At 51.3% G+C, this 12,835-nt stretch carries 9 protein-coding genes and 2 tRNA genes; 9 read left to right on the top strand and 2 right to left on the bottom strand.

Features of this window, described 5'->3' with window-relative positions:
- The first annotated feature begins 38 nt into the window (after window positions 1–38).
- The 6 genes from D2E25_RS01205 (at window position 39) to glgX (ending at window position 9,569) form a co-directional block, all read left to right on the top strand.
- Window positions 39–1,763 (top strand): alpha-amylase, encoded by a 1,725-nt coding sequence (locus tag D2E25_RS01205; RefSeq protein ID WP_241216903.1) that lies wholly within the window; start codon window positions 39–41, stop codon window positions 1,761–1,763.
- A gap of 284 nt (window positions 1,764–2,047) precedes the next feature.
- Window positions 2,048–2,815 carry an ANTAR domain-containing response regulator gene (locus D2E25_RS01200; protein ID WP_125979227.1) on the top strand — a complete coding sequence of 256 codons (768 nt, stop codon included), beginning with the start codon at window positions 2,048–2,050 and terminating at the stop codon, window positions 2,813–2,815.
- Window positions 2,812–5,697 carry a DNA polymerase I gene (gene polA / locus D2E25_RS01195; protein ID WP_125979226.1) on the top strand — a complete coding sequence of 962 codons (2,886 nt, stop codon included), beginning with the start codon at window positions 2,812–2,814 and terminating at the stop codon, window positions 5,695–5,697. The genes D2E25_RS01200 and polA overlap by 4 nt, the downstream gene beginning before the upstream one ends.
- Window positions 5,698–5,757: 60 nt before the next feature.
- Complete coding sequence (locus tag D2E25_RS01190) at window positions 5,758–6,645, top strand: Nif3-like dinuclear metal center hexameric protein (protein ID WP_125979225.1); 888 nt, start codon at window positions 5,758–5,760, stop codon at window positions 6,643–6,645.
- Window positions 6,646–6,682: 37 nt separating this feature from the next.
- A complete protein-coding gene (locus D2E25_RS01185; RefSeq protein ID WP_125979766.1) occupies window positions 6,683–7,327 on the top strand; it encodes an NUDIX hydrolase in 645 nt (214 codons plus the stop codon).
- Between the two features lie 100 nt (window positions 7,328–7,427).
- Window positions 7,428–9,569: a glycogen debranching protein GlgX gene (gene glgX, locus D2E25_RS01180; RefSeq protein WP_125979224.1), complete on the top strand. Its 2,142-nt coding sequence runs from the start codon at window positions 7,428–7,430 to the stop codon at window positions 9,567–9,569.
- A gap of 135 nt (window positions 9,570–9,704) precedes the next feature.
- On the opposite strand, the gene D2E25_RS01175 is transcribed toward glgX, so the two are convergent.
- Window positions 9,705–10,952 (bottom strand): ABC transporter permease, encoded by a 1,248-nt coding sequence (locus D2E25_RS01175; protein ID WP_125979223.1) that lies wholly within the window; start codon window positions 10,950–10,952, stop codon window positions 9,705–9,707.
- A gap of 159 nt (window positions 10,953–11,111) precedes the next feature.
- On the opposite strand from D2E25_RS01175, the gene D2E25_RS01170 reads away from it, so the two are divergent.
- Window positions 11,112–11,188, top strand: a tRNA-Pro gene (locus D2E25_RS01170).
- Between the two features lie 179 nt (window positions 11,189–11,367).
- Here the strand turns inward: D2E25_RS01170 and D2E25_RS01165 are convergent.
- Window positions 11,368–11,455 (bottom strand) — tRNA-Leu (locus D2E25_RS01165).
- A gap of 129 nt (window positions 11,456–11,584) precedes the next feature.
- Here D2E25_RS01165 and D2E25_RS01160 point away from each other — a divergent pair.
- Both D2E25_RS01160 and D2E25_RS01155 read left to right on the top strand, forming a co-directional pair.
- Complete coding sequence (locus D2E25_RS01160; RefSeq protein WP_125979222.1) at window positions 11,585–12,382, top strand: 16S rRNA (uracil(1498)-N(3))-methyltransferase; 798 nt, start codon at window positions 11,585–11,587, stop codon at window positions 12,380–12,382.
- Window positions 12,383–12,498: 116 nt separating this feature from the next.
- The gene (locus D2E25_RS01155; RefSeq protein WP_125979221.1) at window positions 12,499–12,834 is read left to right on the top strand and encodes a histidine triad nucleotide-binding protein; all 336 of its coding nucleotides are present in this window, start codon (window positions 12,499–12,501) and stop codon (window positions 12,832–12,834) included.
- The last annotated feature ends 1 nt before the right edge of the window (window position 12,835 follow it).

Here is a 12,835-nt window from a genome sequence, read left to right as displayed (position 1 = left end):
TTGCTGAAAGCTCAATGCTGAGGGGAAAGGGGACCGCAATGACGCGACAGATTATGAAACGACGCAACGGTCAGCAATCAATACTGCAACGCGCCCTTGCTACGGCGGCAACTCTTGCACTTACCGCTGCAATGCTCTGCACGCCAGCATCGCCGTTAACGCCATCTGCACATGCTGAAATATCATCCGTAAACCGTGGCGACGTTATCGTGATCGCATTTCAAACAAACTGGCGCTCGGTAGCGCGCGAATGCACTGAAACATATGGACCTGAAGGCGTCGGTTATGTACAAGTTTCGCCTCCGCAAGAAACCATTACCGGCACACAATGGTGGACCTCCTACCAGCCGGTAAGTTATAAGCTAGACTCCAAACTCGGCACAGAAGCTGAATTCACCAACATGATCGCCACCTGTAAAGCAGCTGGTGTAGGCGTTATTGCAGACGCAGTCATCAACCATATGGCTGGCGCCGATCGCTCCGGTACTGGCGTAGCTGGCAGCAAGTTTGATGGGGAAGGGAACTTTCCTGCAGTACCATACACGCCCAGTGACTTTCATGACTGTACTGAAAACATCATCAACTATTCCAATGCTGACAATGTACAGAACTGCCGTCTTTCCGGTCTTCAAGATCTTGATACTGGCAACGCTAACGTGCGCAGCAAAATCGTCGACTATATGGCAAAGCTGTTAGATCTCGGCGTAGCAGGCTTCCGCGTAGATGCGGTGAAACACATTGCTGCCGCAGACGTAGCAGCGCTCAAATCCGAGCTGCTCGCAAAAACTGGCTTGGACGAGAACGATTTCCTCTTCGAACAGGAAGTGATCGGCAGCACGTCAGAAGCGAAAGAAATTCAGCCAGTCAACTATCTAGGTACCGGTAAGGTTTCTGAATTTAACGTCAACGCGCGGTTGAAGCAAGCGTTCAACGGTGACATCAATTCTGCTACGTTTGGCCTGTCCGGCATCGGTACCAGTAGTAGCTGGGTACCATCGAACAAGGCTGCTGTATGGGTGACGAACTGGGATACCGAGCGTGGCGACAACGCATTGACCTATAAAGATGGTTCACGCTACCTGCTCGCAAACGCTTTCTTGCTTGCTTATAACTATGGCCAACCGCACGTTTATGCCGGCTATTATTTCAACAATAATGATGCAGGAGCGCCATCAGCGAGCACTACGCAGGTTCCGGATATGAAGTGCCCTACTGATGGCTCACAGACCTCCGGCACCTGGCAGTGCACACAGCGTTGGACAGCAATTCGTGGCATGATTGGCTTTCATAATGCAGTAGCTCACACGAAGGTCACCGATTGGAAAGAATATGGCGATAATGTAGTGGGCTTTGGCCGCGCTGATAAAGGATATCTAGCGATTAACAACAGCGAATCGCCCCTTGAAGCCACATTCACCACCTCGCTGCCAGCGGGCACATATTGCAACGTGTATGCCGTAGGTGACTGCTCGAAAACAGTCACTGTTCATCGCGATGGTACGTTTACCGCCACCGTGGGCGCTGGATCAGCAATTGCTATTCATGTGGGTGCACAACCAGCAACTTGGACCAGTACATCACTCACCGATCCAACAGATCCAAGTTGGTTTGTTCAGCAAGCCAAAGCCGACGGTGTCGACGGCAAAGCTCCATCATTGATAAGCGCGACAGCAGTTGTAGCTGCTGTAGTGGTCGGTATCGCGTGCATTGGAGTGATAGTCGTCGTCGTTTGCTGGAGGGTTCGCCGTAAAGCGCGTTCATAGTACAGGCAACAGCGCGGACAACTGGTAAGCGGTTTGCTGCACACGCGTTGACTTGACAGTAAACCCGTTTTCGATACAGTTATCTCAGTTCGCGCACTGTACAATGCGAGTTGCACTGTACAATGTGAGATGTCATTACGATGTAACAACGAACAGCGAGGCATCGTGCTAACCTGCGCGGGGAAGACCGAAGTCGGCTTTCCTTGAGCTCACCGGGTTCACGAGTCGCCGTGGCCGTCGGGCGCGTCGATGCTTCGTTGCAGATCGAAAAGAGGTTTGCTGGCATGGCTGCAAGGAAGAACGCCTCACCGGCGGATGAGGGCATGGAGGAAGTGCTCTCCGCAGACGAGCTGAAGGCCGTCTCCGCAGGTGAACCTGTTGAAAATGCTATTCACAAGAAGCGTACTGTTGTTGTTGCTGAAGACGAATCTGTCAACAGGATGGATCTTGTGGCAATGCTGGAAGACAACGGCTACGAGGTTGTTGGTGAAGCTGCCAACGGTGAAGAGGCGGTTGAATTGACGCGCAAGCATCGTCCGGATGTGGTGTGCATGGATGTCAAGATGCCGCGCATGGATGGTATTGCTGCTGCAGGCATTATCTGCGATGAAAATATTGCTCCGGTAGTGATGCTCACCGCTTTCTCCCAGCCGGATCTTGTCAAGCAGGCCACTGGCGCTGGCGCAATGGCATACGTAACCAAGCCGTATGAAGAGTCGAAGCTGCTGCCTGCACTGGAAGTGGCAATGGGCCGTTTCTCTGAGATCAATGATCTGCTTGACAATGTTGAAAGCAGCGAAAACCGTCTCAAGGAAACTGAGGAGCAGCTGCGCAAGACCGAAGAGAAGCTGAAGAAGGCTGAAGACACGCTTGAAGAGCGTAAGCTCGTCGACCGTGCAAAGGGCCTGCTCATGGATAAGGCAGACTTCTCCGAGCAGGGCGCTTTCCGTTGGATTCAGAAGACGTCGATGGATCAGCGTATCCCGAAGAAGCGTCTTGCACTGGCCATTATCGCTAAGTATGGCGATCCCAAGCCGGAAGTTGAGGAATGAGCGACAACCTGGATGATACCCAGACGAAAACGCGCGGAACACTGCTAGTGGTTGATGGCCACTCGCTCGCGTTCCGCGCGTTTTTCGCGTTACCGGTCGAAAGTTTCAGCACCCATGACGGTCAAGCAACCAATGCCGTATGGGGATTCGCATCAATGCTGTGCCAAGTACTTGACAGTGAGCGCCCTGACCGGCTTGCTGTGGCTTTTGACGTGAAAGGCGGCACCTTCCGCAATCAGTTGCTGCCACAGTACAAAGGCACACGTGAAGCTGCTCCTGAGGAGTTACTTACGCAGTTGCCGCTGATCCAACGCATGTTGAAGGCACTTGGCGTTACCTATATCGAGAAGCCCGGCTTTGAAGGCGATGATGTTATTGGCACGCTTGCCTCAATGGGTGAAGATGCTGGGTATGCAACACTCGTGCTCTCCGGAGATCGTGATGCGTTCCAGCTGATTGATGACAACATCACCGTACTGTACCCCGGGCAGCATTTTAAAGACTTGAAGCATATGACTCCTCAAGCTGTTGAAGAGAAATATCATGTGCCGCCATCGTTGTACCCGGATCTTGCCGCATTACGCGGTGAAACCGCCGATAATATTCCTGGCGTTCCTGGTGTTGGCGATGGATTCGCTGCGAAATGGATTAACCAGTTCGGCAATCTCGAAGGTATCATCGCGCACGCTGATGAAATCGGTGGCAAAAAAGGCGAAGCGCTGCGAGACAACATTGACCAAGTCAAACTCAATCGTACCGTTAATGCGCTGCGCCGAGACCTTGACCTCGGTGTTGCAGTACGAGATCTGACATTCGGTGAGGTAGACACTGCAGCATTCGACGAATTATTCGCCCAACTGGAATTTGGCGGGCGAACTAGAAGCCGCATTCTCAAATCATTTGGTATCGGCCAGCAGTCCACTGTTGAAGATGACTCTCAGGAACCATCATCGTTCAATGTTCCTGAAGGCACGGTCATCAATGATGCAGCACAGTTGCAAGCCTGGGCGGCAGCCAATATGCCGGCAGCTGACTCATCCACGCAGCATAGTGACCATAGCGATCATGAACTTCTGCAACCTACTGCTGCAGGTCAGCACGCACCAGCTACACTGTGTGCACCTCGTATTGCGCATGCGTGGACACTGAACGCTGAAGGATCGCCAAAGCCTGGGAGAGCTGAACTTGCCTCCATTCTTCTGTTCTCAGCAGGGCAGGCTGCGATTATCCCTGCGAAGGTACTGCGAGATTCTGTAGCCGCTGATAACGGTCTTATGGAAACCATGCAAACGATCATCAATGACCATGCATCTTCGATGATCGTGCACGGATTCAAAGAGCAGTCGCACATGCTCGCGTCGGTCAACCTCGTACTTCCCACACCATTTTTTGATACCAAGCTCGCTGGGTATCTCATACACCCAGATTTTCACGCTGAAAGTGTCGAAGAAGCTGGCGAACATTTCCTCGACGTGCATATCGAAGCTGAAGACTCTCAGGAATCGCAAGGGCAACTGGATCTTGGCGGTGATGATGAGATAAGCGAAGAGGATGACCGTCACCATGAGTTGACGCGTATTGCGCTTATCGCGGCTCTAGCTGCCACTTTGGCTCCGATGGTTGATGAACGTCAACAGTTCACGCTGCTGCATGCTATCGAATTGCCTGTTTCGCAAGTGCTGTATGGCATGGAGCGTACTGGTGCAAGCGTTGATATGCCGCGATTGGTAGCAATGCGAGACCAGTTCGCTTCTGATGCTCGTCAAGCGCAAGAAATCGCTTGGGATGCGGCTGGTACTCGAGTCAATTTGCAAAGTCCTAAACAGTTACAGAAAATACTGTTCGAAGACATGGGGCTGAAGCCCACGCGTAAGACCAAATCCGGCTCGTATACGACTAATGCGGCGGTTTTGCAAGATTTGTACGTCAAATCTGTAGACAATGAGCGTGCTAACACATTCCTTGGTGCGCTGCTACGGCACCGTGAGACTAATAAGCTGAAACAAATCGTGCAGACGCTTATTGATGCTACCAATCCTGCTGACGGGCGTATTCACACGACATTCGAGCAGACTGTTGCGGCAACAGGCCGTTTAAGCTCGGTTGACCCGAACTTGCAGAATATCCCTAACCGTAACGCGCAAGGGCGTGAGATTCGTTCCGCGTTTGTGCCGGGGGAGGGCTATGAGTCGCTGCTTAGTTCTGATTATTCGCAAGTTGAGTTGCGTATCATGGCTGATCTATCCGGTGACGAGGCGCTGATTGAAGCGTTCCGCTCCGGTGCGGATTTCCACCGCTATGTGGCGAGTTTGGTGTACGGCGTGCCAGTTGAGGAGATTAGCTCCGATCAACGCTCTCATGTAAAAGCGATGAGCTATGGTCTCGCCTATGGCTTGAGCACGTATGGGTTGGCTCAGCAGCTGAAGATCGCTCCGGGCGAGGCTGAACGACTGAAAGCACAGTATTTTGCGACGTTTGGCAAAGTGCATGAGTATTTGGAATCATTGGTTTCTTCAGCTCGTGAGCGCGGATACACTGAGACGATGTTCGGGCGCCGTCGTTACTTCCCCGGACTGCATTCCACGAACCGTAATGTGCGCGATGCAGCAGAACGTGCAGCATTGAACGCGCCGATTCAAGGCTCTGCTGCCGACATTATGAAGATTGCGATGATCCGCGCTGATCAAGCGTTGCGTAATGCTGGTTTGCTCAGTCGTATCATTCTGCAAATTCATGACGAACTTGTGGTAGAAATCGCTCCAGGAGAGCAGGATCGTGCAAGTGAGTTGGTGAAGGATGCGATGGAACATGCTGTACAGCTTGCAGTGCCGCTAGACGTTTCTACCGGCATTGGTGAAGATTGGCAGCTTGCCGCGCACTAATGCGCATCGTATACGAATCGCTTACAGCATTCGTAACAAGGGTCCGTGAAGGAGGATGCTTTGCCTACGCTCAAACAGGTCGTTGACGTATTGGAAACGCTATACCCATTGCGCTATGCAGAAGATTGGGATGCGCCCGGTCTGATCGTTGGCACACCGCATCGTCCAGTTACCACCATTGCGTTTGCTGCGGACCCTACGATCGCAGTCGTCAAGGAAGCAATTCGTCGCGGAGCTGACCTGCTGGTATGCCATCATCCGTTGCTGTTTCGAGCAACGCATGCGGTGAGCGGGCTTGATCCGCATGGCGTAGTCGTTGGTGAACTCTACGAGCATCATTGCGCGCTATGGGTTGGGCACACCAATGCTGATGCCGCGTATCGTGGAGTAGGCCAAGCTGCAGCCGATTTGTTCGGATTGATTAACCAGCAGCCGCTGGTACCAATTCACGATCCAAGCGCCGAGCATCCTGTCGGTCTCGGTCGTGTTGGCGAACTTGCCGAACCGCTGACGCTTGAAGCATTTGCTCGTCATGTCGCTGCTGTTTTGCCGCACACTGAACTTGGCGTTCAAGTAGCTGGTGATGTGAATGCCATGGTGCGTCGAGTAGCCGTATTACCAGGATCAGGTGATTCACTATTTGATGAAGTGCGCGCTAGTGGCGCTGACGTTTATGTCACCAGTGATTTACGTCATCATCCAGCTACAGATGCTCTTGAACAGGCGCGTTGTGAAGCTATGCTACGTGCAGAAACAGAGAACAGTACTGATTGCATGGTTGCTCGCCCAGCGCTCATTAACACGCCACATTCGGCGATTGAATCGTTGTGGTTCCATTATGCGCTCGACGATGTTGCTCAAGCAGTGGAGCAAACGTTAGGACAAACGGTAGCAACAACTTGGATCACGATGAATACTGACCCGTGGGCGCTATCAATCCACGCGTAATCCATACATACAACGCTTCGGAAGGTATGAAATGGATATGGACAGGGCTTACGACGAATCCGCCACTCCTGCAGCTCTTGATCGAACACTGAATAATTCCTCAGATGGTGTGGATATGGATGCGCCTGTTAGCGTGCTTTCCCGCAGCACCGTATATCACGGTGCGGTATTTGACGTGGAAGATATGCGCCTCGCTTTAGCAACAGCAAACGGTGGCAATATTGAAATTCGACGACAAGTAATGCGCCATGCGCCGTGTGTAGTAATGCTGGTACATGACGAGGAACGTGATCGGTATTTGCTTGAGCGTGAATATCGCGTTGGCTCAGATTGCTTTGCATACGGATTGCCAGCTGGTCTTATGGATGATGGAGAAGACATTGAGCCCGCTGCGTTACGCGAACTCGCTGAAGAAACTGGTGTTGCGCCAGCATCCAATGCAGACGTGCGATTCGATCATGTTGGTGCGTTCTACTCATCCGAAGGCATGAGCGATGAGCTTGCGCATATTATGGTGATTCATTTGCGGCATTGGAGAAGTGTGCCGCGCCATTTTGATCCTGACGAACATGTCGAATCCGCATGGGTTGATTGGAATACGCTGCGCAGTGTGCGCATAACTGCGTCTAACTCGTTTATTGCTATTCAGCATGAAGAGTTTCGCCGTATTACTCAGCGATAAGCGCATGTCACCATATCATCGCCGAATCATCACATGCAATTTGCTTAGCAGTGAGGTTTGATGCGAATATAGCAAGCCGAGTCGTGCGATAATCGGAGGTATGCAGATTAGACCCGGTTCAATGTATCCTCTCGGAGCAAATTACGATGGCTCCGGTGTGAATTTTGCGCTGTTCTCCCAGGTCGCCGACAAAGTTGAGCTGTGCCTGTTTGATGAGCAGGACAACGAGACTCGCATCGAGATGACAGAGCAGAACTCGTACGTATGGCATAACTATCTCCCCGGTATTCGCCCTGGTCAACGATATGGTTACCGTGTGTACGGACCATATGATCCAGCTAATGGTCTGCGTTGTAATCCAAACAAGCTGCTGCTTGACCCGTATGCCAAGGCAATCGAAGGCAATATTGACGGCGATGAAAGCTTGTTCTCATACTGGTTTGATAATCCCGACAATCTCAGCGCGCGCAACGATCTCGATTCTGCCGCGCATACGATGAAATCTGTCGTCGTTAACCCATATTTTGATTGGAATAACGACCAGCATCCGCGCACCCCATACCACGATTCTGTGATTTATGAAGCGCACGTACGCGGTATGACCAACCTCAACAAAGACGTGCCGCCGCAAATTCGAGGCACTTACGCGGGTATGGCGCACCCGTCAGTCATTGAATATCTTAAGAAGCTAGGTATTACCGCCATTGAGCTCATGCCAATTCACCAGTTCGTCAATGACTCGTTCCTGCAAGAAAAAGGATTGAGCAACTACTGGGGATACAACACTATCGGCTTCTTCGCGCCGCATAACGCTTACTCAAGCGCTGGCCAGCGTGGCGAGCAGGTGAACGAATTCAAATCGATGGTCAAAGCGTACCATCGTGCTGGTATCGAAGTCATTCTTGACGTGGTATATAACCACACTGCTGAAGGTAACGATCGCGGCCCAACCTTGAGCTTCAAGGGCATTGATAACCGTTCGTACTATCGTCTTGTTGACGGTGATCAGCGTCACTACTTCGACACTACTGGTACGGGCAACTCACTGCTCATGCGCTCTCCGCACGCGCTGCAGCTCATCACTGATTCGCTGCGCTACTGGGTGACTGAAATGCACGTTGACGGCTTCCGCTTCGATCTGGCAGCTACGCTCGCTCGCCAGTTCCAGGAGGTTGATAAGCTGTCCGCGTTCTTCGACATCGTCGAACAAGATCCGGTTATCAGCCGTGTCAAGCTTATTGCTGAGCCATGGGATTTGGGTTCTGGCGGCTACCAAGTGGGTGGCTTCCCCTCGAGTTGGTCTGAATGGAACGGCCGCTACCGTGATTGCGTGCGTGACTTCTGGCGTTCGCAACCGTCTACATTGCCAGAATTTGCGAGCCGACTGCTTGGTAGTTCTGACCTCTATCAGGTTAATGGTCGTCGTCCAGTTGCATCAGTGAACTTCATTACTGCACATGACGGCTTCACCATGAACGATTTGGTCACGTACAACTACAAGCATAATGATGCTAACGGTGAAGATAATCGTGATGGCGAAAACAACAATCGCTCGTGGAACTGCGGTATTGAAGGTCCCACTGCGATTGCTGACGTCAACGATTTACGTCAACGTCAGCTGCGCAATCTGTTCTCAACGCTACTTGTTAGCCAAGGCATTCCGATGATTTGCGGTGGCGACGAAGTAGAGCGTACGCAGCAAGGCAACAATAATGCGTACTGCCAAGACAATGAAATCTCTTGGACGAGCTGGGATCATACGCCTGCTCAGAAAGATCAGCTTGAATTTGTTTCTAAACTGATTCATTTGCGTCTCGACCATCCGGTGCTGCACAGGCGTCGATTCTTCACTGGCCGCGAACCGGGCGAAGACATGTCGACGATCCCGCAGATCGAATGGTTTGATCACACTGGTTCCATCATGGACATGGACGATTGGCAGAACACGCATGCGTTCTCAGTAATGGTGTATCTCAATGGTTCAAGCATTCCAGAAACCGACTGGTACGGTTCGAAGATGGTTGACAATGATTTCATTCTGATTTTTAATGCGCATTACGAGCCGATTATGTTCACACTGCCTGATGAACGATATGGCAAGAAATGGCAGCTGCTTATTGACACGTACAACCCGAAGGGTCCTGAGCTGAGCTATGAGGCAGGTTTTGCGATTACTGCGCAGTCGCGTAGTTTCCTGCTGCTGAAGAGCGCTGACTGCCCAGCACACCGTGCGGAAGCGTGACAGATAGTTGCATACATATGGGGATGGTTCTTTAGCCAGTGCGCCAGACGCTGACAAAAGAACCATCCCCATAATTGTGTGAGCGCTGTGTTTGAGCGGGAAATGCGATAAATAACTCGCTAATTGAGAGCTGATCTAGCGTTCAGCAGCGAGTCGTGACTGCAATGCGGCAGTTGCGTCATGCTCACTGGGGGAGGAGGCTGCCTGCTGTGCGGCTTCTTTGACTGCTTCAGTACTGTCAAGTGCATCCGCCAGCGCGTCAGGAACAGTTACCATGTTGGCTCGTTGAGCTTGCAACATGACAAGCTGCATTTGTGCACGATCTGCCTCGATTGCTGCAATTTGCCTTGAAAAGACAATAAACCAACCAAGGAAGAATGCGCACGCGAGTGCTTCGAGATTCGTTAACGTGTCATGCCCCATCAACATGTATATGCCGAACGCCGCACATACAGCGATTGCTAAATCCGACACCACGTACATAGCTTTGGGCATTTTCGGCGCAAGCCAAGGCAATGCAAGCAGCAGCACGCCCATGATAAGCGGAAGCCCTTTGGCACACACATTGTGCATGATGTAATGCGGCGTGTAACGGAACACACCGATACCAATAAATGCCAAACCAGAAATCGTCAGCAGCAAAGAAAGTATGGCGATACGAAGTTTAAAATGATGTATTTCTTCTGATTGATGAGAAACATCTTGCCGCTCATGCCACAAGCGTTCAAGACGTTGTGTAGTAATGAGCTCAGAAATCGCGAAGTAGCTCACGATGATGATGCATGTGCCTGCGAGCATCAGTGTTGAATTGAACATGCGTGCAGCGAACGTTGTACGATCACCGAGCTGCGAAAAGTTATTGTGATACCAGTACGGATCATCCGTGGTAAATCCAGCTGTGCTTACGCCTGAGATCACAAAAAATGGCAACAATGATGCTAGCGTTTTCGCATTCATCAATTCAGCTTGCACAAACGTCATATATCCAGCCACGCCGGCGAATCCTGCACACGCAGCTGGCATATAACCAGCAAGTAGATGCATGCCGAGCACGGTGTTAACGACACTGAAAAGTGCGAATGATGAGAGAAAAATCGTAGACGCATACACCACTGAGAGAGCCAAAATCTCAAAGATTCGACGAATTGGCATCCACCAGCCGTGTTTGAGCGTCAACGAGCGAGAATTACTGGCATACCCAATGATGAACGAAATCACGCCGCAAGCTGCAATAATCGCTGCTGCTGCGGTAAATCGGCGTTGCGTCACCTGCCAAATAGCTGAAGCGAATTCAAGATACAGCTTCATCCCTGCGAAGGCAGCAACCGAACAGATCAGGAATGACACCAATCCCAACGTTTCAGCACGTTGATGCCTACCCATGTTCGCTCCCTTCGTTAGTCCACGTTTATTGTAGCGGCATGACCACAGCACGCAACGATGAGCAACAAAAACCATGGTGGAAGGAGCGCGACGCTCCGCGCCACGCCGTAGTCCAGGGATGTAGTACAATTATCGATTGTTGCTTTTTCACGGCAACATCGGGCTGTAGCGCAGCTTGGTAGCGCGTCTGCTTTGGGAGCAGAATGTCGCAGGTTCAAATCCTGTCAGCCCGACCAGAAACCCCGGAATTCCAATGATTCCGGGGTTATTCATTTTCTGGGTGATCTGCAAATAAGACCCACGTTTTGTCTATTAACCCATATTTCGTGCTACGGAGATCATCTTTGCGGCAGGGACTTAGGCCTGTGCGGCTGAAAATACGAGAAAACCCCGTGTTTCCACGGGGTTTTGCTTGTGTCCGAGATGGGACTTGAACCCACACGCCTGTATAAAATAGGCACTAGCACCTCAAGCTAGCGCGTCTACCATTCCGCCACCCGGACAGGTGTCTTGCAGACAACGAGATGAAACTATAGCGTGCTTTTTGAGGAATGCCAAATCGAATAGTCTCTTCGGCGTGTCGCGGCTGTGGGTTGCGGTTTTGTACGGTCTGCTTGTGTAGCCTAGTGCCTATGACTGAACCTTTGTTTCTACTGGATCCAAGCCATGATGATGTTCCAGTAAACAGCGACGAACTCAATACTGGATGGACAATTACGCTTCCGGATGCTGTACGTCGCCACGCTATTCAAGCAATGCGTCTAACAGACGGCGATGCTTTGCAACTCTCTGATGGGCAAGGCTTATGCATTCACGCAGTATTGACTGATGCGCGCAATGGCATGGTGCGTGTTGAGCGCGTTGGACGCCAACCACAGCCAGTTACCCGGCTAACTCTGATTCAAGCGTTGGCAAAAACTGGTCATGATGAACAAGCAATTGACATGGCTACGCAGATCGGCGTGGACACGGTAATCCCATGGCAAGCAAACCGTTCTATTGCCAAATGGAAAGCGGGGCGTACTGATCGCAAATGGAATCAGGTGCTTCAGGCAGCTACTGAGCAATCTCGCCGTGTCTGGACTCCGACGCTAGGGGAGTGCGTTTCTAGCAAACAAATCACGGCAATATGCCGACGTGCTTGCGTTCATGGTGATCTTGTTATCGTGCTGCATCAAGATGCAAACGCAACCTGGCAGACAATAGAAGATCGTATTGCCCAGCTTGCTGAACGTTGCCTTGAAGATGGCAAGCCACGTGACATTAGTGTTGTCGTCGGTCCTGAAGGTGGAATTAGCGAAGAAGAAGTTGCTGAATTTACGCAGGCGGGCGCATACAGCGTTGTGCTGGGATCGAATATTTTACGCGCTTCAACCGCGGGGCCAGTCGCGTTGTCATTGCTGTCTCGTTCACTCGGACGTTTTGCGTAAATCACATCAATCAACTGGCATGCGGTGGCATGAATATCCGCAAGACGCAATAGCATGGCAGTAGCATGGAAAGCGATAACACTATCGTGAAATGCGGCAAGGAGTAAGAAAGCGATATGACTACCAACGATTGCTTGTTCTGCAAGATCATCGCCGGCGAAATCCCCAGCACAAAGGTGTATGAGGATGAGACCACTTACGCGTTTAAAGACATCAACCCTAAGGCAAAAGTGCATGTGTTGATTGTGCCGCGCACTCACTATGCCAATGTAGCGGAGCTCGCTAAGGCAGATCCGGCTGAATTGGCGCACATTGTAGAAGTTGCTCAGTCTATTGCCGATAAAGAATTCCACGGTGACTATCGACTGATTTTCAATACGGGTCTTGATGCCGGTCAAACAGTGTTCCATGTGCACGCACACGTGCTTACCGGCGAACAGCTCGACGAGTAAA

This window comes from Bifidobacterium goeldii, assembly GCF_003951095.1.
Classification (GTDB): Bacteria; Actinomycetota; Actinomycetes; order Actinomycetales; family Bifidobacteriaceae; genus Bifidobacterium; species Bifidobacterium goeldii.
This window is presented reverse-complemented; position numbering and strand designations above follow the sequence as displayed.

Coding starts and splice junctions, on each gene's coding strand:
- D2E25_RS01205 (WP_241216903.1), top strand. CDS start 39: ATGACGCGACAGATTATGAAACGACGCAACGGTCAGCAATCAATACTG.
- D2E25_RS01200 (WP_125979227.1), top strand. CDS start 2,048: ATGGCTGCAAGGAAGAACGCCTCACCGGCGGATGAGGGCATGGAGGAA.
- polA (WP_125979226.1), top strand. CDS start 2,812: ATGAGCGACAACCTGGATGATACCCAGACGAAAACGCGCGGAACACTG.
- D2E25_RS01185 (WP_125979766.1), top strand. CDS start 6,683: ATGGACAGGGCTTACGACGAATCCGCCACTCCTGCAGCTCTTGATCGA.
- glgX (WP_125979224.1), top strand. CDS start 7,428: ATGCAGATTAGACCCGGTTCAATGTATCCTCTCGGAGCAAATTACGAT.
- D2E25_RS01175 (WP_125979223.1), bottom strand. CDS start 10,952: ATGGGTAGGCATCAACGTGCTGAAACGTTGGGATTGGTGTCATTCCTG.
- D2E25_RS01160 (WP_125979222.1), top strand. CDS start 11,585: ATGACTGAACCTTTGTTTCTACTGGATCCAAGCCATGATGATGTTCCA.
- D2E25_RS01155 (WP_125979221.1), top strand. CDS start 12,499: ATGACTACCAACGATTGCTTGTTCTGCAAGATCATCGCCGGCGAAATC.